This is a genomic window from Guyparkeria halophila (genome assembly GCF_034479635.1).
Lineage (GTDB): Bacteria > Pseudomonadota > Gammaproteobacteria > Halothiobacillales > Halothiobacillaceae > Guyparkeria > Guyparkeria halophila.
The window spans coordinates 2,228,786-2,249,063 of the sequence record NZ_CP140153.1; the positions used below are offsets into that span (position 1 = coordinate 2,228,786).

20 protein-coding genes are annotated in these 20,278 nt (G+C 64.4%); 4 read left to right on the forward strand and 16 right to left on the reverse strand.

Translation table 11 applies throughout. The annotated features are described in order from the left end of the window. Window positions 1-38 precede the first annotated feature (38 nt). From clpB to rluD, 7 genes are all read right to left on the reverse strand, one after another. Window positions 39-2,630, reverse strand: coding sequence for an ATP-dependent chaperone ClpB (gene clpB / locus SR882_RS10090; RefSeq protein WP_322521117.1), 2,592 nt, complete (start codon window positions 2,628-2,630; stop codon window positions 39-41). A gap of 102 nt (window positions 2,631-2,732) precedes the next feature. Next, on the reverse strand, window positions 2,733-3,560 hold the full coding sequence (locus tag SR882_RS10095; RefSeq protein ID WP_322521118.1) for a UDP-2,3-diacylglucosamine diphosphatase: 828 nt from the start codon (window positions 3,558-3,560) through the stop codon (window positions 2,733-2,735). Window positions 3,561-3,646: 86 nt separating this feature from the next. Further along, the gene (locus SR882_RS10100) at window positions 3,647-4,507 is read right to left on the reverse strand and encodes a DMT family transporter (RefSeq protein WP_322521119.1); all 861 of its coding nucleotides are present in this window, start codon (window positions 4,505-4,507) and stop codon (window positions 3,647-3,649) included. Window positions 4,508-4,629: 122 nt separating this feature from the next. After that, complete coding sequence (gene def, locus SR882_RS10105; protein ID WP_125199342.1) at window positions 4,630-5,121, reverse strand: peptide deformylase; 492 nt, start codon at window positions 5,119-5,121, stop codon at window positions 4,630-4,632. 2 nt (window positions 5,122-5,123) lie between these two features. Then, window positions 5,124-5,648, reverse strand: a complete 525-nt coding sequence (locus SR882_RS10110) for a glycine cleavage system protein R (protein ID WP_125199327.1) — start codon at window positions 5,646-5,648, stop codon at window positions 5,124-5,126. Between the two features lie 16 nt (window positions 5,649-5,664). Next, entirely contained in the window at window positions 5,665-6,438 is a 774-nt protein-coding gene (gene pgeF, locus SR882_RS10115) for a peptidoglycan editing factor PgeF (RefSeq protein WP_322521120.1), read from the reverse strand. Then, a complete protein-coding gene (gene rluD / locus SR882_RS10120; protein WP_322521121.1) occupies window positions 6,419-7,411 on the reverse strand; it encodes a 23S rRNA pseudouridine(1911/1915/1917) synthase RluD in 993 nt (330 codons plus the stop codon). The genes pgeF and rluD overlap by 20 nt, the downstream gene beginning before the upstream one ends. Before the next feature lie 220 nt (window positions 7,412-7,631). Between rluD and SR882_RS10125 the strand changes: the two genes are divergently transcribed. Both SR882_RS10125 and SR882_RS10130 read left to right on the forward strand, forming a co-directional pair. Then, complete coding sequence (locus tag SR882_RS10125; protein WP_322521122.1) at window positions 7,632-8,453, forward strand: outer membrane protein assembly factor BamD; 822 nt, start codon at window positions 7,632-7,634, stop codon at window positions 8,451-8,453. Window positions 8,454-8,823: 370 nt separating this feature from the next. Further along, window positions 8,824-10,113, forward strand: a complete 1,290-nt coding sequence (locus SR882_RS10130; RefSeq protein WP_322521123.1) for an SEL1-like repeat protein — start codon at window positions 8,824-8,826, stop codon at window positions 10,111-10,113. Window positions 10,114-10,513: 400 nt separating this feature from the next. Here SR882_RS10130 and rpsI read toward each other — a convergent pair whose 3' ends face one another. Beyond that, window positions 10,514-10,906 carry a 30S ribosomal protein S9 gene (rpsI, locus tag SR882_RS10135; RefSeq protein WP_322521124.1) on the reverse strand — a complete coding sequence of 131 codons (393 nt, stop codon included), beginning with the start codon at window positions 10,904-10,906 and terminating at the stop codon, window positions 10,514-10,516. Between the two features lie 12 nt (window positions 10,907-10,918). Then, window positions 10,919-11,347 (reverse strand): 50S ribosomal protein L13, encoded by a 429-nt coding sequence (rplM, locus tag SR882_RS10140; protein WP_125199321.1) that lies wholly within the window; start codon window positions 11,345-11,347, stop codon window positions 10,919-10,921. Between the two features lie 405 nt (window positions 11,348-11,752). On the opposite strand from rplM, the gene SR882_RS10145 reads away from it, so the two are divergent. Beyond that, on the forward strand, window positions 11,753-13,006 hold the full coding sequence (locus SR882_RS10145; RefSeq protein ID WP_322521125.1) for a (Fe-S)-binding protein: 1,254 nt from the start codon (window positions 11,753-11,755) through the stop codon (window positions 13,004-13,006). Between the two features lie 14 nt (window positions 13,007-13,020). Here the strand turns inward: SR882_RS10145 and speD are convergent, their stop codons facing one another. The 7 genes from speD to SR882_RS10180 all read right to left on the reverse strand — a co-directional run bounded on the left by speD (window position 13,021) and on the right by SR882_RS10180 (window position 18,712). Further along, window positions 13,021-13,857 carry an adenosylmethionine decarboxylase gene (gene speD, locus SR882_RS10150; protein WP_322521126.1) on the reverse strand — a complete coding sequence of 279 codons (837 nt, stop codon included), beginning with the start codon at window positions 13,855-13,857 and terminating at the stop codon, window positions 13,021-13,023. Window positions 13,858-14,020: 163 nt separating this feature from the next. Beyond that, window positions 14,021-14,443 (reverse strand): OsmC family protein, encoded by a 423-nt coding sequence (locus tag SR882_RS10155; RefSeq protein WP_322521127.1) that lies wholly within the window; start codon window positions 14,441-14,443, stop codon window positions 14,021-14,023. A 10-nt stretch (window positions 14,444-14,453) separates the two neighbouring features. Continuing rightward, entirely contained in the window at window positions 14,454-15,263 is an 810-nt protein-coding gene (trpC, locus tag SR882_RS10160) for an indole-3-glycerol phosphate synthase TrpC (RefSeq protein ID WP_322521128.1), read from the reverse strand. Between the two features lie 83 nt (window positions 15,264-15,346). Further along, complete coding sequence (trpD, locus tag SR882_RS10165; RefSeq protein ID WP_322521129.1) at window positions 15,347-16,369, reverse strand: anthranilate phosphoribosyltransferase; 1,023 nt, start codon at window positions 16,367-16,369, stop codon at window positions 15,347-15,349. A 196-nt stretch (window positions 16,370-16,565) separates the two neighbouring features. Then, entirely contained in the window at window positions 16,566-16,985 is a 420-nt protein-coding gene (locus SR882_RS10170) for a hypothetical protein (protein ID WP_322521130.1), read from the reverse strand. A 108-nt stretch (window positions 16,986-17,093) separates the two neighbouring features. After that, window positions 17,094-17,687 (reverse strand): hypothetical protein, encoded by a 594-nt coding sequence (locus tag SR882_RS10175; RefSeq protein WP_322521131.1) that lies wholly within the window; start codon window positions 17,685-17,687, stop codon window positions 17,094-17,096. Between the two features lie 107 nt (window positions 17,688-17,794). Beyond that, window positions 17,795-18,712, reverse strand: coding sequence for a hypothetical protein (locus SR882_RS10180; protein WP_322521132.1), 918 nt, complete (start codon window positions 18,710-18,712; stop codon window positions 17,795-17,797). Window positions 18,713-19,339: 627 nt separating this feature from the next. Between SR882_RS10180 and glyQ the strand changes: the two genes are divergently transcribed. Next, window positions 19,340-20,266 (forward strand): glycine--tRNA ligase subunit alpha, encoded by a 927-nt coding sequence (glyQ, locus tag SR882_RS10185; protein ID WP_322521133.1) that lies wholly within the window; start codon window positions 19,340-19,342, stop codon window positions 20,264-20,266. Window positions 20,267-20,278: the final 12 nt, after the last annotated feature.

The window sequence follows — 20,278 nt, forward strand, 5'->3', positions numbered from 1 at the left end:
TTGGCACCGCAGGCCGATCGCCGAATCCCTGCCTACCGTCAGCCTTCCTTGCCCAGTACCAGCTCGCCATCGGCCACGTCCACCGTGACGGTCTGTTCGGGCAGGTATTCGCCCTTGAGGATGGCCTGGGCCAGCGGATTCTCGAGGCGCTGCTGGATGGCCCGCTTGAGCGGCCGGGCCCCGTAGACCGGATCGAAGCCCGCTTCGCCCAGGGCATCGAGTGCCGCGTCACTGAGCGACAGCCCGATCTCACGATCCGCCAGCCGCTTGCGCAGGTACTCGATCTGGATATCGACGATCTGGCGGATCTCGCGGCGATCCAGCGGGTGGAAGACCACCACGTCGTCGACGCGGTTGATGAACTCGGGCCGGAAGTGCTGGCCGACGATCTCGAGCACCTCGGTCTTCATCTGCTCGTAGTCGGCATCCTGACCGGCCAGTTCCTGGATCCGCTGGCTGCCGAGGTTGGAGGTCATCACGATCACCGTGTTGCGGAAATCGACCGTCCGTCCCTGCCCGTCGGTCAGGCGGCCGTCATCGAGCACCTGCAGCAGGATGTTGAAGACGTCCGGGTGGGCCTTCTCCACCTCGTCGAGCAGGATCACCGAGTAGGGCTTGCGGCGCACGGCCTCGGTCAGATAACCGCCCTCCTCGTAACCGACGTAGCCCGGCGGCGCCCCGACCAGCCGCGCCACGGAATGCTTTTCCATGAACTCGGACATGTCGATGCGCACCATCGCCTCTTCGGTATCGAACAGGAAGGTCGCCAGCGCCTTGGTCAGCTCGGTCTTGCCCACGCCCGTGGGGCCGAGGAACATGAACGAGCCGTTGGGGCGGTTGGGGTCGGACAGGCCGGCGCGCGAGCGGCGGATGGCATCGGACACCGCCACGACCGCCTCGGACTGGCCGATGACGCGCTTGCCCAGTGCCTCTTCCATGCGCAGGAGCTTGTCCTTCTCGCCCTCGAGCATCTTGGCGACCGGGATGCCGGTCCAGCGCGAGACCACCTCGGCAATCTCCTCGGTGCCGACGGTGCTGCGGAACAGCTTGGGCTGCTCGGTCTCGGTCTGCTCTTCCTGGGTCTGCGCCTCGGCCAGCTCGCGCTCGAGCTCCGGGATGCGGCCGTACTGCAACTCCGACATCCGCGTGAGGTCGCCCGCCCGGCGCGCGGTCTCCAGTTCGGTGCGCGCCCGGTCGAGCGCTTCCTTGATGTGCGTCGTGCCGGCAACCGCCGCCTTCTCCGCCTTCCAGATCTCCTCGAGATCCGCGTATTCGCGCTCGAGCTCGCCGATCTCCTCCTCGAGGTTGGCCAGACGCTTCTTGCTCGCCTCGTCGGATTCCTTCTTCAATGCCTCGCGCTCGATCTTGAGCTGGATCAGGCGACGCTCGAGGCGGTCCATCGACTCGGGCTTGGAGTCGATCTCCATGCGGATGCGGCTGGCCGCCTCGTCGATCAGGTCGATCGCCTTGTCGGGCAGCTGCCGGTCGGTGATGTAGCGCTGCGACAGCTGGGCGGCGGCCACGATCGCCGGGTCGCCGATCTCGATGCCGTGGTGCACCTCGTAGCGCTCCTTGAGGCCACGCAGGATGGCAATGGTGTCCTCGGTAGAGGGCTCGTCGACCAGCACCTTCTGGAAGCGGCGCTCGAGCGCGGCGTCCTTCTCGATGTACTGGCGGTACTCGTCGAGCGTGGTCGCACCGATGCAGCGCAGCTCGCCGCGGGCCAGCGCCGGCTTGAGCATGTTGCCCGCATCCATCGCCCCGTCGGCCTTGCCGGCGCCGACCATGGTGTGGATCTCGTCGATGAACAGGATCACCCGGCCCTCGGCCTTGCCGATGTCGTTCAACACGCCCTTGAGACGCTCCTCGAAATCACCGCGGAACTTGGCCCCGGCGAGCAGCGCGCCCATGTCGAGCGCCAGCACACGCTTGTCCTTGAGACCTTCGGGCACCTCGCCGTTGACGATCCGCTGGGCCAGCCCCTCGACGATGGCGGTCTTGCCCACGCCGGGCTCGCCGATCAGCACCGGGTTGTTCTTGGTGCGCCGCTGCAGGACCTGCACGGCGCGGCGGATCTCCTCGTCCCGGCCGATCACCGGGTCGAGCTTGCCCTGCTCGGCACGCTCGGTGAGGTCCTGGGTGTATTTTTCCAGCGCCTGGCGGGCGTCCTCGGCGTTGGGGTCATCGACCGACTGCCCGCCGCGCAGCTTGTCGATCGCTTTCTCGATCGCCCCCTTGGCCGCGCCCGCCCGGCGCAGCGTCTCCCCCAGCTCGCCCTTGTCCTCGATCACGGCGAGCACGAACAGCTCGCTGGAGATGTACTGATCACTGCGCTGCTGCGCCAGCTTGTCGGTGACGTTGAGCAGGCGCGAGAGGTCGTTGGAGATGTGCACCTCGCCGGCCTCGCCACCGGAAACAGCGGCCAGGCGGTCGAGCATCTCGCCCAGCTGCGAGCGCAGCAGGTTGACGTTGATATCGGACTGCGTCAGCAGGTGACGCACGGTGCCGCCTTCCTGGTCGAGCAGCGCCACCATCAGGTGAACCGGTTCGATGAACTGGTGGTCCTGGCCCACGGCCAGCGACTGCGCATCGGCCAGCGCCGTCTGGAACTTGGCGGTCAGTTTGTCCATCCGCATTGCGTGCACCTCGTATGCCGTCGAAATTCATGTAACTGCCTACGAATGTAGGCCCGGCATCACGGGATTCAAGAGGTGGGGCGTCCGGCAGACGGCTCAGCTCCCGCCCACGGCGACCGGCCCCTCGGGCTCCGATGCCGGCGTCCTTTCCGCAGGCGCGCCCCGCCCGGCGACAGACCGACCGTCCCACTCGATCACGTCGAGCCTGCCATCCACGTGCTCGACCAGCGCCGAACAGCCCTCGACCCAGTCGCCACTGTTGGCGTAGGTCACCCCGTCGCCGTCACGGAGGTTGGCGTGGTGGATGTGGCCGCAGACGATCACGTCCACGCCCTCGTGTCGGGCATGCGCCAGGGCCGCGGCCTCGAAACGCCCCACGTGCGCCATTGCGCCGGGGACGCGGGTCTTGATCGCGCGCACCAGGGCCCCGTGCCGCTCGCTGCCGCCCAGACGCCGGCCGAGCCGATCGAGCCGCAGCAGGCACTCATAACCCAGATTCCCCAGGCAGCGCGCGACCAACGAGGGGGCGATCTGGTCGTCGAATTCGTCGCCATGCATCACCAGCGCCCGGCGGCCATCGGCAAGCGTGAGGCGCATTTCCCGGTGGATCGACACCCCGGCGAACGTCTGACCGACGAACGCCCGGAAACAGTCGTCGTGGTTGCCTGGCACGTAGGCAACTCGCGTGCCCGCCTCGACCAGTGCACCGAGTTGCCAAAACAATTCGCTCTTGGCCGCCGACCAGCGCCAGCGACGGCGTTGCATCTGCCAGACATCGAGCAGGTCGCCGTTGAGGATCAGGGTCTCGCAGTGAATCGAGGCGAGGAAATCGAGCAGCCGGTCGGGACGGGCGTCCGGCGTACCCAGGTGCACGTCGGAAATGATGACCGTGCGATAGCGGGAACATGGGCGGTGGGCTTCCATAAGACACCTCCGTGCTGAGGGAGCCCGACCGTTATCGCGCAACCAGGTGACCGCTCCATGTCAGCCAGATCACGCGTCGACGACACTCACCGCTGCCGGATCGCCAGGGCGGTAACGGTGACGATGATGACGACCATGCCGAGCCACTGTAACGGGGCGAGCGACTGGCCCAGCACCGTCAGGCCGAAGAGCGAGGCGGTGACCGGTTCGACCGCGGCCACCAAGGCCACGGCAACCGGCGTGGCCCGTCTCAGGCCGAGCACGTAGAACACGAACGAAAGGCCCGCGCCGAACAGCCCCAGCAGCAGGAACAGGTGGACATCGTCGGACAGCGAGGCGGCCACGACCTTTCCCGGATCGACCAGCGGTGCCATTACCAGCAGAAATACCAGGAAGGCCACCGCCAGAACCTCCACCGACGAGGTGTGGAGCGCCGCATTCCGAAAGCCGAACAGGAACACCGCATAGGAGACGCCGGCGGCAATCCCCGCGGCTACACCGGCGAAGGACAGCCCCGCCAGATTTTCACCGCCGACAAGCTGGGTCAGTAACGCCACGCCCAGCAAGACCGAACCGATCGCCGCCACGAACCCGGGGGTCAGCCGCACGGCGCCGGTCGTCAGGGCGACCAGGTAGACGTAGACCGGCGCGGTGTACATGAGGGTCACCGCGACCGCGACATTGGCCTGGGAGATGCTGAGGAAGTAGAAGATGAAGTTGCCCGCGACCCCGAGGCCGGCGAGCGCCGACCAGAGGATTGCGCGCCGGTCGGGCAGCGGGATAACGGCAAACCTCGCCAACCACCAGGCAGCGAAACAGAGAAAGCCGACCACGCCCCGGTAGAAGGAAACGATCAGCGGGTCCCAGCCTCGCTCGATGAGCACGGCGGCAATCCCGCCGGATACGCCCCAGAGGAAGGCAGCAAGAATGACCAGCGCTATGCCCATGCGCACCCCTCCTCGGCGGGAGGTCGACTCCACCGCCGGCAGACGCGCGAGCCGGCTGGAGGGACCCGTACCTCAGGGAACGTAGCAGAGAGGTGCCCGGAACGCGTTCCGGTGCGACGCCATCAACGCTCGCGCAGATCCGCGTGGCGGCTCACCAGCCGGTCGAGGAACAGGATGCCATCGAGGTGATCGATCTCGTGCTGGGCGATGCGCGCCTCGAAGCCCTTCATCTTGAACGTGACCGTGCGCCCCTCGATATCCTGGGCGGTCAGCTCGATGGTCTCGGCGCGGATCACCTTGCCGGTGTAGTCGGGAATGGACAGGCAACCCTCGCGACCGACGGCGAAGCCCTTCCAGTTGGTGATCGCCGGATTGACCAGGACCAGGGGGCCGTTGTTGTCCACCGGGCGTTTGGCGCGCGTGGCGTCGACCAGGCACAGCCGCTGCATGCGGCCCACCTGCGGGGCGGCGATGCCCACGGCCGAGGGCCCCAGGTCCGCGGTGTGCTGCAGGTGTTCGGCAAATTCCCGCAACTCCGGGTCGAATTGCTCGACCGGCTCGCAGACCGTTTTCAGACGCTCGTCGGGGTACGTCAGGATCGGCAGTGGCTCCACGCTCACCCCCGCATCGTCTCGAGCGGGGTGACACGCACGGTCAGCCCCTGATCGGCGAAACGCGCCACGCATTGCTCGATCGGCTCGATGCCCTGACTGCTCTCGCCGTCGATCTGCATGATGTAGATCGGCTTGTCACTCGAGCCGCCCACGTCCGAGCGCAGGTCGAGGATATTCATGCCGGCCTCGAGCAGCGCGGCGGTGACCTCACTGACAATGCCACTGCGGTCGGCGCTGTGCACGATCACCGACACGTCCGGCTCGCGGTGCTGATGCAGGGCCGCGTCGATCTCGTCGACATGCAGCTTGAGGCCGAAATCGGCCCGGGTGGATTCGAGCAGACCGGCCACCTCCTCGGGGTTGCCGGCGCCACGCACCATCATCATGATCGCGAACTGGTTGCCCAGCCGCATCATCGCTGTCTCGCCGAGCTCGGCGCCCACGCCGAACAACACGCGGGTGACATGAGCGACGATGCCGGGCCGATCCGCCCCGACCAGGGTCAGCAGGAGCCAGGGTTGCGTCATTTCGGTCTTCCTCTTGTCAGTCTTTTTCACGCCAGACCAGGGTGGCCATCCGGCCGGTCTCGCCCTGGTCGCGGCGATACGAGTAGAACAGGTCGGACAGCGCGTAGGTGTCCCGATCGCCGCCAAACACCCGCGTGATCCCCTGCCGGCGCAGGCGGGAACGGGCCAGGGCGAACAGGTCGGCGTGGTACTTGCCGGCCTCGGCCGCGCCTCGGAAGGCGGAGGCATCGGCCGGATATTCGCGCATGAACGCCTCGCGCACCTCGTCGCCGACCACGAAATGCGCCGGGCCGATTGCCGGGCCCAGCCAGGCCATCAACTCGTCGCCGGCCACCGAGAAGCGATCGACGGTGCGCTCGATCACGCCGGCGGCCAGGCCACGCCAACCGGCATGGGCGACGGCCACCTCGCTGCCGTCGTGGCTGGCAAGCGTCACCGACAGGCAGTCGGCCGTCAGCACCGCCAGCACCTCGCCGGGGCGATTGGTATAGGCCGCATCGCCCTCGGGCCGATCCGTCGGCACCTGCGGCCCGACCACCGTGGTGCCATGCGTCTGGTTCAGCCAGCGCGGCGGTTCCGGCAGGGCGAGCATCTCGGCCAGCTCGGCGCGATTGGCCGCCACGGTCTGCGCCTCGTCACCGACGTGAGTGGCCAGGTTGAAGCCATCGAACGGCGGGCGGCTATGGCCACCGACCCGGGTGGTCACACCGGCACGCACGCCACCCGGCGCCGGCCAGGTGGCCTCGATAAAGCGACTGCCCTCGGGGGCGTCAGTCGGGATCCCTGACATAGATAACCTCGGCCTCTCCTTCGTCGTTGCCGTCGCGATAATCGCGCAGCAGTTCGATCAATTCGTCCATATCATCCGGCATCGGCGCCGTGAGCGACAGCGTTTCGCCGGTCTCGGGATGCGTTAGCGTCAACCGCCGGGCATGCAGGGCCTGACGGCCGAACTCGCGCAGCACGTCGACCAACTCGTCGTCGGCTCCCCGCGGCAGGCGCGGGCGCCCACCGTAAACCGGATCCCCCACGATGGGGTGGCGGATGTGCGCCATGTGCACCCGGATCTGGTGCGTGCGCCCCGTCTCCAGCTTGACGCGCAACCAAGTGTGCTCGCCGAACTGCTCGACGACCCGGTAATGCGTCACGGCCGGCTTGCCCTGGGCCACGACCGCCTGGCGCTGCCGATCGCGGGCATGCCGCCCGATCGGCTCGTCCACCGTGCCACCGGCGATCAGATGGCCGATCACCACCGCGTCGTATTCGCGGCCGATGTGCCGCTCGGCCAGGTCGGCGACCAACGCCTGATAGGCCGCCTGGGTCTTGCCCACGACCAGCAGGCCGCTGGTCTGCTTGTCCAGCCGGTGCACCACCCCCGCTCGCGGCAGCAGGGCCAGCTCGGGATCGTGGTGAAGCAGTGCGTTGACCAGCGTACCATCCGGATTGCCGGCCCCGGGGTGAACCACCAGGTCGACCGGCTTGTTGACCACCAGCAGGTGCTCGTCCTCGAAGACGATATCCAGCGGGATGGGCTGGGGACGGTCCTCGCTCTGCTGCTCCAGTTCGGCGTGCAGCGCGAGGGTCTCGCCGCCCAGCACCGTGTCGCGCGGCCGCACCGACCGGCCGTCCACCGTCACCTGCCCCCCCTTGATCCATTCCTGTATTCGACTACGGGAGAAGTCGGGCCACAACTGCGCGGCCGCCTGGTCGAGACGCATGCCCGCCTGCTCGGCGGGAATCAGCAAGGTGCGTTCTACATCCATCTATCGGAAATCAGCCATCCAAAGGTCACGGGAGCGCGCCGTGGCGCCGTCCGTCGAGACATGAAAAAGACGGGCAAACACCCGCCATGAGATTGGTTGGTTTTTAGGATCTTATCTGCGAAGATTATCCGCTAACGCCTGCCCCATCAACGCGCCGTACCATGCGCTTTTGGGCGGGCGGCGTCCACTCACCACTGCCAGCGGCCTTTCACTCCTGATCATGACCCAGCATCGCGACCGTAACCGCCCGGCCACTCGCCGCTCCCTCCCCCGGCACCTTGCCCGCGCGGCCCTGATCGCCGGCATGGTCACGTTCGCCAGCGGCTGCTCCTGGTTCTCGAAGTCCGACGACGACCGCGTTGACCTGTCCGATCCGACCGCGTCGGCCGGCCAGCTCTACCAGGAAGCCAACGACGCGATGCGCCGGGGCGACTACGAGACCGCGATCAAGAAGTACGAAACCCTGGAAGGTCGCTACCCGTTCGGCGCCTACACCGAACAGGCGCAACTGGAAGTCGCGTACGCCTATTACAAGTACGACGAACCGGATTCGGCGATCGCCGCCGCGGATCGTTACATCCAGCTGCACCCGCGTGGTGACAATGTGGCCTATGCCCTGTACCTCAAGGGGCTGGCCAACATGAGCCGTGGCGATTCGTTGATCAACAAGATCGCCCCGCCGGACCTTTCCAAGCGTGACCAGTCGGTCCTCGAGGCGGCCTACAAGTCGTTCGCCCGGTTGGTCGAGCAATACCCAGACAGCCAGTACGTCGACGATGCCAGCCGTCGCCTGATCGACGTGCGCAACTCGCTGGCCAAGCACGAAATCGAGGTCGCCGAGTACTACATGCGGCGCGGTGCCTGGCTTGCCGCCGCCAATCGGGCGCAATCGGCCCTCGACAAGTACAACGGCTCGACCTCGACCATCCCGGCGCTGAAACTCCTGATTCGCGCCTACGACAAACTAGGGCTGGAACAGGAACGACAGGACGCCGAACAGATTCTCGAGGCAACACGCCAGGGCAGCGCCGAGAACTCCTGACCCCCGGTCGGGTTTTCGGCTGGGCCGAGAACAGGACAAGAAAGGGCCAAGCAAAGGCCAGGCAAAGGCCAGGCAAAGGCCAGGCAGAGGAAAGGGTCGACGGTATCGCCGTCGGCCCTTTCTTTTTGTTCCGCCTCCGGCCCTCCCACGCGCAAAGCCATCGCCTCCGCCGGGAAACGCGGCGCGCCTGACCGGAAAGCGGCACACCAACTCAGGCACCTTGCCTGCCCCCAGGCACCTTACCTGCCCCGGGTGCTACGCTCGGGCCAGATGGGTGATGGCCGCCTGAACGCCTCGGCCGATCAGGCCGGCCTCCCCAACCTTTCCCTCCGTCCTGATGTGGCGGACGACAAGCCTGTCCACTGGAGGCATGACCGTGATCACCAAGACACTCGCACTCAGCTTTCTCGTCGTCGGGGCCGTCGGGCTGGCCAGCGCCGACTACAACGACGCCATGAGTTACTTCGAGCAGCAGGAGTACCACCAGGCGCTGCAGGAATTCCGTGAGGCGGCCCAACGGGGTGATGCCGATGCCCAGTACATGCTGGGTCGCATGCATGCGGCCGGCAACGGCACCACCCAAAACTTCGTGCAGGCCCACAAGTGGTACAACCTGGCCGCGTCTCGCGGTCATCGCCACGCCGCCGAGGCGCGCGATGCGCTGGCCGAACGCATGACGCCCGCGCAGATCGCCGAGGCGCAGCAGGCGGCGCGTGGCTGGCAACCGGGGGCGACATCGTCCTCCGACACCGACACGCTCTCGGAGCGGGAACGCGTGGCCGTGGTGCAGCGCGAACTGAACCGGCTCGGCTACGACGCCGGCCCGGTGGATGGCGTCATGGGAGATCGAACCCGCAGCGCGATATATCAATACCAGGCCGACATGGGCATCGCCGGGGACGGCCGCGCGTCGGCCGACCTGGTCGAACGCCTGCGTCAGACGGACCCGGAACAGGTGGCCGCGCCCTCCGGGTCGCAATCCGCCTCCTCGTCCCGGGTCGTCCTGCGGGACGACTTCAGCGACGGCGATTACCGCCGCACCCCCTCCTGGACGGTGCTCAGCGGCGACTTCGACGTCAATGCGAACGGCTTGCGCAGCGTCGTGACCACCCAACAGGCCGGCAATCGCACACCAAGCGGCCTCAACTCCGATCGCCCCGAGGAGGTCGGCCTGGCCGTGTTGGGCATGATCCTCGAACAGCGACGCAACGGCGACAACGAGGCGGCCACCCGCGTGGAACCGGCGCAAATCTTCGTCAATGCGCCGGTCGACAACGCCTTCAGGGTCGAGCTGGAACTCGCCTCCAGCCAGACCCCCGGCAGCCTGTCACTGGGGGTGTTTCAAGGCAACCGGCCCACGAACGGCACCGGCTATCACCTGGTCTATTCCGCCGGCTCGCAGCCGGCACTCACACTGGTCCGACAGATTGCCGGCAACACGGAAACGGTGGCCCGCCATGACGGCCGACTCGAGCTTGAGGACAACCGGTTCCACCGCCTCGTCTGGACCCGCGACGAGAACGGGCACATGGAGATTCGCGTGGACGACCGGCGCCTGCTGCGCGCGCAGGACAATGGCCTGCGCGACCCCTTCCAGGGCTTCGTGCTCGCCAACCAGGGCGGCGACTTCACCCTCGGCCGGATCCGGATCGAGGAATAGCCATCGGCGCCGGACGGGGTGCCGGCGCACCACGCCAAGGGGTCGTATCACCGGGCAGGGGCGATTCGGAACGGCATGCCAGTGGCACGCCATGACCCGGGGTACCCCGAGCAATGTTTGCCCAGAACGCCTCGCCCGGCAAGGGTGGCATCGGAGTCGCGCCGACCGACATGCCTTCCGCCCGGTCGCGCCCGAGCCTGACCGGCAGGCGGCAATCCGGCTCGCCCGTTGCCAGGCCGCCTGTCACTTGCCCACCGGCAGACCGGGACAGCGCGCCCGCCGACCAGATCGACGGAACGCCCACCCGCTCAGGCCCCGAAAAAAGCGACAGACAAAGCAAAAGCCCCGCACGAGTGCGGGGCTTTCGAGGTGTCCGGCTCGGGGCCGGAACGACGTTGGATCAGCGCTTGGAGAACTGTACCGAGCGACGTGCCTTGCGCAGGCCGACCTTCTTACGCTCGACCTGACGAGCGTCACGGGTCACGAAGCCGGCTTCACGCAGCTTCGGACGGTGTGCTTCGTCATAGTCCATCAGCGCACGGGTCAGACCGTGACGAACGGCACCGGCTTGGCCGCTCGGGCCACCACCAGCAACGGTCGCGACCACATCGAACTTGTCGCCCATTTCCAGCAGCTCCAGCGGCTGGCGAACGACCATCTGTGCGGTCTCGCGACCGAAGAAGTCTTCGATGCTCTTGCCGTTGATGGTGATGTTGCCGGTACCCGGACGCAGGAAGACCCGTGCAGAGGATCTCTTGCGACGACCGGTTCCGTAATTCTGTGTCATTGCCATGAGTAGTCTCTCTTAGATCTCGAGCGGCTGGGGCTGTTGCGCCTGATGATTGTGCTCGGCGTTGGCGTAGACCTTGAGCTTGGTATACATCTGGCGACCGAGTGCATTCTTCGGCAGCATCCCCTTGACGGCCAGCTCGATGACGCGCTCCGGGGAACGCTCCATCAGCTTCTCGAAGGTGAAGTGCTTCATGTTGCCGATGAACCCGGTATGGAAGTGATACATCTTGTCGCTGGCTTTCTTGCCAGTAACTTTGATGTCCTTCGCATTGACGATAACGATGTAATCACCGGTATCGACGTGCGGGGTGAACTCGGCCTTGTGCTTGCCACGCAGGCGGCGGGCGACCTCGGTGGCCAGACGACCCAGCGTTTTGCCGGATGCATCGATGACGTACCAGTCGCGTTTGACCTCGGCCGGCTTGGCGGAATAGGTTTTCATGGATCGACAGCTCCCAAACCAGAAGCGATACATTGATTTCAAGAGGGCGCGAAGTCTACCCGAAGGCATCGCACCCCGCAAGGCCGATTTTTCAACCGGCCCGAACGTGGAGAACCGCGGAGTATAAAGCGCATCGGCGCGGAAAGCGAAGGACTTTCCGCATCGGATGGCAGTCACGGTATTGCAGACAAAAAAAATGCCGGCAGAAGCCGGCAACAACAAGAACCACCAAAGGAGGATAAGCAATTCACAGTATCAATATATACTAATGATCCACGGGCCGTCAACTCCCTGCGGGAATTTTATTCTCGCCCCCGCCGACCTCGACCCGCGGCGCCCTCGACACCGGCGCGCCAGACACCACCCCGTCTTGACCGGCCACCCGGCCCGCTGCACTCTTCCGACATGAACTCGCCCGATCCCATCGCGCACGCGCCCACTCAAACGAATACGCTCGACGAGGCGATCCGCACGGATGCACTCGACTGCGTGATGTGCGGGATCTGCGTGCCGCACTGCCCCACCTTCTCGCTGACCGACAACGAGGCCGACGGTCCTCGCGGGCGGATCAGCCTGTTGCTCGGCATCAGCCAGGGCGAGCTGACGCCGGATGCCGACGTCAGCCGACACCTGGATACCTGCCTGACCTGCCGCGCCTGCGAGACCGTCTGCCCCTCGGGGGTGGCCTACGGCCGCCTGATCGACAACGGTCGGGCACGCCTGGCCCGGGAATCGGCAATGGCCACGCGCCCGCTCGCCGAGGCACGCGGTTGGCGCCTGCTGCGCGACCAGCTGCTGACCCGGCGCCGACGCCTGGGCGCCGCCTGGCGGATCTACCGCCTCATGCAGCGCATCGGACTGGGCGGCGTGGCCCGGCGGCTGGCCGGGCCGGTGGGCCGCGCCCTGCCCCGCCAGCTCACGCAGGCCGCCGTGCGGCAGTCACCCGCGCACCACGCGACGGCGTCCCGTGGGCGCGTGGGCCTGTTCATTGGCTGCACCGGCGCGGCCATGAACGCCCCCGCGGTGGCCGCCGCCCGCACGGCGATCGCCGCCTTCGGCTACGAACCGGTCATTCCGAGCGGCCAGGGCTGCTGTGGGGCGATGCATACCCACGGCGGCGAGCCGGAGGCCGGCGCACGCCAGCGCGAGCGCAACGCGGCCGCCTTCAAGGCGGCGGGCGTCGACGAGGTGATCGTGGTCGGCACGGCCTGCACGGCCGAACTGGGCGGGCTGGAGGCAAGCCACGATCTCGCGGTCCGCGAGATCACCGCGTGGCTGCTCGAACGCGAGCCGGCGGAATGGCCGCAGCTTGCCCGCATCGACTACCGCATTGCCCTGCACACCCCCTGCAGCCAGCGCAACCACGTGCGGCAGCCCAATGCCAGCCGGCAACTGCTCGAATCCATTCCCGGACTCGAGCTGCTGGAGATCGACGGCAACGAGCGTTGCTGCGGTGCGGCGGGAATGCAGGTGCTGCTCTATCCGGAACAGGCCGAGCGCCTGCGCGAGCCGAAGCTCGCCTCCATCGAGCAGCTGGCGCCCGATGCGGTGGTCAGTGCCAATGTCGGCTGCGCGACCCACCTGGCGGCGGGCGCGAGCCTGGTCGTCAAACAACCCGTGGAATTGCTGGCCGAGTCGATCGTCGCGGCCGGCCGCTGAAAGCGAGGGAAGCCCTAACTACTGGGCACGTCCGCGTCGGCCAGGTTGCGGCCATAGAAGATCTCGAACATCTCCTTTTTCAGCGCCTTCTCGATGCGGGTGCATGCCTGCGGGCTGTAATCGTCGGTGCCGTGGCCGAACAGGTAGTTGTCCAGATCGAAGTCCTTCAGGAGCATCTTGGTGTGGAAGATGTTCTCCTGATAGACGTTCACGTCGATCATCTGGTAGCGCTCGCGGGTGTCCTCGGACATGTAGTTCTGGATCGAGTTGATCTCGTGATCGATGAAGTGCTTGCCGCCGTGGATGTCACGGGTAAAGCCGCGCACGCGGTAATCGAGCGTCACGATGTCCGAATCGAAGCTGTGGATCAGGTAGTTGAGCGCCCGCAGCGGCGAGATCCGTCCGCAGGTGGACACGTCGATATCGACCCGGAAGGTGGAGATGCCGTTTTCCGGATGGCTTTCGGGGTAGGTGTGCACGGTGATGTGGCTCTTGTCGAGGTGCGCGACCACCGAGTCGCGCGCCAGCTCGCCATCGCCCGGCAGCGGCCCCGGCTCCTCGTGATAGTCGATGCCCTCGGCGATCACCGGCTCCTCGGAGATCAGGATGGTCACCGACGCCCCCTGCGGTTCATAGTCCTGCCGGGCGACATTGAGGATGTTCGCCCCGATCATCTCGGTGACATCCGTCAGGATCTGGGTCAGCCGGTCGGCATCGTAGACCTCGTCGATGTAGGCGATGTACTCGTTGACCTGCGCCCGGGTCTTGGCATAACAGATGTCGAAGATCGACATGCTCAGCGTCTTGCTGAGGTTGTTGAACCCGTGCAAGGTGACCGACGGCTCACCCATGACTACCCCCTGAAACAAAGCGCCCGACCTGCCGGCCGGGCGTGTAGATACGTCGGACGTAAAACCGACGACATGCGATTGCCGCAAAGTGTAAACCGCACGCCCGAGACTTGTCACCAATGGCCTGACCGACAAACGCGGCGGCGGACACCCCGGACAACCGTCATTCTGGCTCGCGAATCTCGAAGTCATGCGTCAGCTCGACCGAGTCGCGCAGCATCGCGGAAACCGAGCAGTACTTCTCCGCCGACAGGTTCACGGCACGCTCGACCTTCTTCGGGTCGAGACCCTCACCGACGACCACGTACCGGGTGTGGATGGTGGTGAACACCTTGGGCGCCTTCACGTCCGCCCGCTCGGCGGACAGCTCGATCCAGCAATCCTCGACCGGCTGGCGCTGCTTGCCCAGGATCATCATCACATCGATGGCGGTGCAGCCACCCAGGCCCATCAGCACCATCTCCATCGGCCGCGGCCCGGCGTTGCGTCCACCGATCTCCGGCGCGCCATCCATGACGATGGCGTGACCGCTGTCGGCCTCCGCCATGAACGCCATGCCGTCGACCCATTTCACTCGTGCCTTCATCGCGACCTCCTCAGGAGCGGTTGAGTTCGAACAGTTCGGCCAGCGCCTCGCCCGGCTCCTCGGCCCGCATGAATACCTCGCCCACCAGGAAGGCGTGCACGTCGTGCTCGCGCATCCGGCGCACGTCCTCGGCGGTCAGGATGCCGCTTTCCGTGATCACCAGGCGGTCATCCGGGATGTCGTGCAGCAACTCGAGGGTCACATCCAGGCTGACCTCGAAGCTCCTCAAGTCACGGTTATTGATCCCGATCAGGCGAGTGTCCAACTGCAGCGCGCGCAGCAGCTCGTCGTGATCATGCACCTCGACCAGCACGTCCATGCCCCAGTGACGGGCGCGATCGTGCAGGGCGTGCATGGTCTCGTCGTCGAGGGCGGCGGCAATCAGGAGGATGCAGTCAGCGCCCATCGCCCGGGCCTCGTCGACCTGGTAGGGCGCGATCAGGAAGTCCTTGCGCAGCACCGGCAAACGACAGGCGGCGCGGGCGGCCTTGAGGTACTCGGCATCGCCCTGGAAGAAGTCGCGATCGGTCAGCACCGACAGGCAGGCCGCCCCGCCCTTCTGGTAGCTCTTGGCAATGGCCACCGGGTCGAACGGATCACGCAGCACGCCGCGACTGGGCGAGGCCTTCTTGATCTCGGCGATCACCGCCGGGCGTTTTTCCGCCACCCGGCTCTCGATGGCCCGTTCGAAACCGCGCGGACGATCGGCGGCGAGCGCCTGGTCCTCCATCACGCTCGGCGGGGTCACCTGGCGAGAGGCGGCGACCTCGACGCGCTTGCGGGCAATGATCTTCTTCAGGATATCGGGGGTATCAGTCACGACAGTCACGACCGGGAATGGAAATGGGTGGGTTGGCCGAGGACAAAGAACCCATCCCCGGCCGGGCAATTCAATAGTGTGGGTCAGGCCTCGCAGGACCGGGTCATGGCGACCAGCTGCTCGAGCTTGTCGAGCGCGCGGCCCTCGGCCAGCAGGCGCTGGGCGGTGGCGATGCCCGCAACCAGGTCCTCGGCGAGATCCGCGGCGTAGATGGCGGCACCCGCGTTGAGCGCGATCATGTCGGCGACCGGGCCGGGCTCGCCGCCGAGGGCGGCGCGCACGCAGGCCACGCTCTGCTCGGGGCCGTCGACGATCAGGCGGTCGAGCGGCTGGCGCGTGATGCCGAAGTCCTCGGGCTCGATGCGGTAGCGGCGGATCGTGCCGTCCTTCAGCTCGGCCACCTCGGTCGCCTCGGCCAGTGAGATTTCGTCGAGGCCGTCGTGGCTGTGCACCACCAGCACGTGGCGCGCGCCCAGGCGCTGCATCACCTCGGCCAGCGGCTCGAGCCAATCGGCGCTGTAGACGCCCAGCAGCATCGCCGGTGCGCCGGCCGGGTTGGTCAGCGGGCCGAGGACATTGAACAGGGTGCGCACCCCCAGCTCCTTGCGCGGCACGGCGGCATGGCGCATCGAACCGTGGTGGCGCGGGGCGAACATGAAGCCGATACCCAGCTCGCGCACGCAGCGGGCAACGCAATCGCTGTCGACCTCGAGATTAACCCCGGCGGTCTCGAGCATGTCGGCACTGCCCGAGCGGCTGGTCACCGAACGGTTGCCGTGCTTCGCCACGTGCCCGCCAGCCGCGGCGACCACGAAGCTCGAAGCGGTCGAGACATTGAACAGCGCCGAGCCATCGCCGCCGGTACCGACGATATCGACCAGGTGCGGCACGTCGACCTGCACGCCCACCGCCAGCTCGCGCATCACCTCGGCGGCGGCCGTGATCTCGTCGATGGTCTCGCCCTTCATGCGCAGCGCGACCATCAGGCCGGCGACCTGCACCGGCGTGGCCTCGCCGGCCATGATCTGGTGCATGACCGCGTACATCTGCTCGCGGCTCAGGTCATGACGGTCGACGGTGCGGGCAATGGCTTCGCGAATGTCCATGGGGTGTTCGGGGTTCCGGGGTGGGTCAGGCGGGGAACGGTAGCACGGGTGGGGGATGGGGCGCAGCTATCGGGTGTCGACGGATGTCAAGGTCATCGTACGGGAAGGGACAGCTAACGCCTGGGCTAGGCCGTCGGTGCGCAGCGCAGTGGAGTACCGGTCGAATTGAGCCCCCGGTTAGGTTGACCTGCTTTGGCTATTCCAAAAAACTACCTAGTCGCTTTTCCAAAGCTTTCTTCCCGAGGGCAAATACAATCTTTACAGTTTCCGCCGGCCCTGCATCTTTGAAAGACGTCTTCAGTTGCTCAAATACGCCTGGCTTAGCAAGGTCAGCCGCAAACTGATGGCCTTGAGCGGTAAGTCGAAGGGGCTTGATTGAAACACTAAATCCGCCATCCCCCATCCTCGTAAAGCCAACCCCGGGGGAACTAGTTGAGCTCTCAATTAGCCCTTGGTCTTCCAGAATTTCCATATGGAAAACGAACTTATTGATCCTTTCCTTATCGTCGCCATCCCACAGAGGCTTGATACCTTCCTGATTTATCTTGAAGTCTGGATGGTCGTGGTCGAGCACGACATCCAGAAAATCTTTTATGTACTGAAAATCAATTCTCATTTACCAACACTCAATTATCGCAACTAACACACATAACGCGAAGCTAAGCGGCGGCCCGACAGGGGCGTCCGGTGGAGGCCAAGTGCCGGAACGAACTTGAGCGCCTTGTTAACCAAGATTGATCGCGGAGTATGCTTGCCAAGCCCCCACTCCAAAACAACCGTAGGCAGAAAAGACACCTAACACGGCAACTATGTGACCACCCACACCAACACCACGACTCCAAGAGCCAAACTCTCCACCGTAACCAGCTTGTGAGAAATACGTTGCACCTGCGGCAATGGCAGCACCAAGCACACCCCAAACGAATTGCAACAGCGCCAGGGATAGACCGCCCATACTTAGTGACGCACTTTCACTTGAGAATAAGCGACCAATAAAAGCCAATACAGCCACAGCAGCACCACCGTTTATTAACAATGCGCTTTTAAGTGCGGACTGCCCCACCGTTATGACGGACCGTAGCATCTCAAGGTTGTATTCGTATTGATGCTGGCGTGCCGTTATCCAAGCGTTTAAATCGGCCCGGTACTTTTCCATGTTTGCTTCACCGGCATGCACACCCTCTGGAGACTCATTTACAGCCTCCTCTAAGCGAGCGGTATATGCTTCAAGGTCCTCTATTGAGACCTTATCAATACCGTTTTGTTTGGTGCTTTCTATAGCACCCTTAAAAATCTCAACCACTTCTGAAGATTTCATAAATTGGTTAACGCCTGAGTTGAACCGAGCCGCGAAGCGGCGTCGGTTTGAACGAATTGTTAGAGTGACAGTCCCTTTTAATCTATAGGTTAAACTTCTTCCTCGTCTTAATCTTCGTCGTCAAAACAGACATTCGGCGCGTTGATGATTGTCATAGTTTCCAGGCGTGCGCGAGCCCCATCTTCAAGCTCAGAGTAATGATGTTCGAGTTCGTCCATGACCATCGCTTTAGCAGAGTCTGAAGCGAAGCAGGCAAGGTATTCATCGGCGAGCGCTGGATCAAAGTCTAGTGGTTCAATTTTTCGTAGGAAACCCAGATAGCCGGAGGTGGACCGCGTGTTCATGAAGAATACTAACAGCTCTTTCCACAATATGTCTTCGTTGACTATGTCAATCTCTCGAAGGAATACGGATTCTGCTTTTGACGCGTGACGAAGCTCATATGTATAGATATTAAGCCCCCTGGCCTCTTTCTGGATCACTTCATAAATTTGTCGAGTAATCTTTAAAATTGTTCTCCTAACGAATTTTCGACACTGCTCTGGATTGTCGATGCCAAAAAGCGCATTTCCATGACACAACGTTATATTTAAAGACTTTTCAAGCCAGCCCACTATTGCTTTTCGTTCTTTCCCACCACTAAAGGAGGACGCAAGCGAAAATCTGTCGTAACGGAGCGAGTTGTAGAACGTCGTGAGAATCGAAATAAGCTCGTTGTGGTTCGTGCCTAAGTTGATGGGGGCGGATGTTTTTAAGCGCGCAACCAGGTCATTCAAGCTGTGCGTTATCAACGACTTTTCCAGTGCTTCTTGGTCAGTCGTGGCTTTGTGTTCGCAAAGCACGATGGCTATTTTTGTGAGTCGCTCTAAGCCAACGCTTACATGGTAAAGAAAATCAAAAATCTCTTCATCATAATCCAAGCGTTTCATCTCGTGAAAACGCCTGAGTCCGTCATAGATGAAGTTTCCGGAGATCGCCAACTCTTCTCCGAGTCTAAAGTTTTTCCAGAACTCGTCCGGCTTCATTGAAACTATCTCCAGCGCCCTAACGACACGGATCACACACGGGGAAAAGGGGTCAGAGCCCTTTTTCTCCTTCAAGCCGCGGACCTTAGATCCTACAGCTGTGGCTGTCGGTTTCGCCCGCCAATCATCATTGGCCCACCTTAGCGGACTCATTGCCCGGCGTGCGAGCCCCTTTTCTTGCTTGTCCAAGAAAAGGGGCGAAAAGAAGGACACCCTGCGCCCTGGTCCTGCGGACCCGGGAGCCTCGGGCCGAGGCTCCCGGCCTCACGAGCGAAGGGCGGCTGATCGGGGCCGGTTCGACGCGACTTCCTGTCGCGGCGAACCTCGAAGCGACGTCCATGTCGCTTCGCCCCGGCCGCTCTTCGCTCGTGAGGCAGGACACCAACGGGACATCCCTTCGATCTGCCTTGACCAGCAACGGCGAACTGGGCTCCTTCCTTGTTTACTGCCTGCCAGTTATCGACGGGACCCTCTGGTCGTCAGCGGACATCCTCTCTGGCAACCGCCTTGCCCGTGCAGACCCACCGCCCATCGGTATACTATGGCCGCTTTGCGTTCGGCCCGTATCGCCCGGATAAACATCCGGGCGCGAGACCGCGTCCAGACACGATCTATACAAGAATTCTCATGAGTCAGCCTTCCATTGAAACGCGCTTCGACCTGTCGACCTTCCAGGGCCTGATCCTCGCCTTGCAGAGCTTCTGGGCCGAGCAGGGTTGCGCGGTCCTCCAGCCGCTGGATATCGAGGTCGGCGCGGGCACGTTCCACCCGGCCACCTTCCTGCGCTCGATCGGCCCGGAGCCGTGGCGTGCCGCCTACGTGCAGCCGTCGCGCCGCCCCACGGACGGCCGCTACGGTGACAACCCCAACCGCCTGCAGCACTACTACCAGTTCCAGGTGCTCCTGAAGCCCTCGCCGGACAACATCCAGGACCTGTATCTGGAATCGCTGACCCGGCTGGGCTTCGACCCGCTGACCCACGACATCCGCTTCGTCGAGGACAACTGGGAGTCGCCGACGCTGGGCGCCTGGGGCCTGGGCTGGGAGGTCTGGCTCAACGGCATGGAGGTGACCCAGTTCACCTACTTCCAGCAGGTCGGCGGGCTCAACTGCGACCCGGTCTCCGGCGAGATCACCTACGGTCTCGAGCGCCTGGCGATGTACCTGCAAGGCGTGGAGAACGTCTACGACCTGGTCTGGTCGCGCTCGGATGCCGGCGTGATTACCTACGGCGACGTCTACCACCAGAACGAGGTCGAGCAGTCGACCTACAACTTCGAGCAGGCCGACACCGCGTTCCTGTTCCAGCACTTCGACCATGCCGAGGGCGAATGCCTGCGCCTGGTGGAGGCCGACCTGCCGCTGCCGGCCTACGAGCAGGTGCTCAAGGCCTCGCACGCCTTCAACCTGCTCGATGCGCGCCGCGCGATCTCGGTGACCGAGCGCCAGCGCTTCATCCTGCGCGTGCGCACCATGGCCCGCAGCGTGGCCGAGCGCTACTTTGCCGCCCGTGAGGCGCTGGGCTTCCCGATGGCGAGCCAGAGCAAGGGCTGATCACGCACCGGG

Bases quoted from the DNA above. Each gene is read 5' to 3' on its own strand.
- rluD (WP_322521121.1), bottom strand. From the start codon at position 7,411: ATGGATGTAGAACGCACCTTGCTGATTCCCGCCGAGCAGGCGGGCATG.
- glyQ (WP_322521133.1), top strand. From the start codon at position 19,340: ATGAGTCAGCCTTCCATTGAAACGCGCTTCGACCTGTCGACCTTCCAG.
- SR882_RS10175 (WP_322521131.1), bottom strand. From the start codon at position 17,687: ATGAAATCTTCAGAAGTGGTTGAGATTTTTAAGGGTGCTATAGAAAGC.
- SR882_RS10145 (WP_322521125.1), top strand. From the start codon at position 11,753: ATGAACTCGCCCGATCCCATCGCGCACGCGCCCACTCAAACGAATACG.
- SR882_RS10180 (WP_322521132.1), bottom strand. From the start codon at position 18,712: ATGAAGCCGGACGAGTTCTGGAAAAACTTTAGACTCGGAGAAGAGTTG.
- SR882_RS10155 (WP_322521127.1), bottom strand. From the start codon at position 14,443: ATGAAGGCACGAGTGAAATGGGTCGACGGCATGGCGTTCATGGCGGAG.
- SR882_RS10125 (WP_322521122.1), top strand. From the start codon at position 7,632: ATGACCCAGCATCGCGACCGTAACCGCCCGGCCACTCGCCGCTCCCTC.
- pgeF (WP_322521120.1), bottom strand. From the start codon at position 6,438: ATGTCAGGGATCCCGACTGACGCCCCCGAGGGCAGTCGCTTTATCGAG.
- trpD (WP_322521129.1), bottom strand. From the start codon at position 16,369: ATGGACATTCGCGAAGCCATTGCCCGCACCGTCGACCGTCATGACCTG.
- SR882_RS10110 (WP_125199327.1), bottom strand. From the start codon at position 5,648: ATGACGCAACCCTGGCTCCTGCTGACCCTGGTCGGGGCGGATCGGCCC.
- SR882_RS10170 (WP_322521130.1), bottom strand. From the start codon at position 16,985: ATGAGAATTGATTTTCAGTACATAAAAGATTTTCTGGATGTCGTGCTC.
- clpB (WP_322521117.1), bottom strand. From the start codon at position 2,630: ATGGACAAACTGACCGCCAAGTTCCAGACGGCGCTGGCCGATGCGCAG.
- rpsI (WP_322521124.1), bottom strand. From the start codon at position 10,906: ATGGCAATGACACAGAATTACGGAACCGGTCGTCGCAAGAGATCCTCT.
- speD (WP_322521126.1), bottom strand. From the start codon at position 13,857: ATGGGTGAGCCGTCGGTCACCTTGCACGGGTTCAACAACCTCAGCAAG.
- rplM (WP_125199321.1), bottom strand. From the start codon at position 11,347: ATGAAAACCTATTCCGCCAAGCCGGCCGAGGTCAAACGCGACTGGTAC.
- SR882_RS10130 (WP_322521123.1), top strand. From the start codon at position 8,824: ATGACCGTGATCACCAAGACACTCGCACTCAGCTTTCTCGTCGTCGGG.
- SR882_RS10095 (WP_322521118.1), bottom strand. From the start codon at position 3,560: ATGGAAGCCCACCGCCCATGTTCCCGCTATCGCACGGTCATCATTTCC.
- SR882_RS10100 (WP_322521119.1), bottom strand. From the start codon at position 4,507: ATGGGCATAGCGCTGGTCATTCTTGCTGCCTTCCTCTGGGGCGTATCC.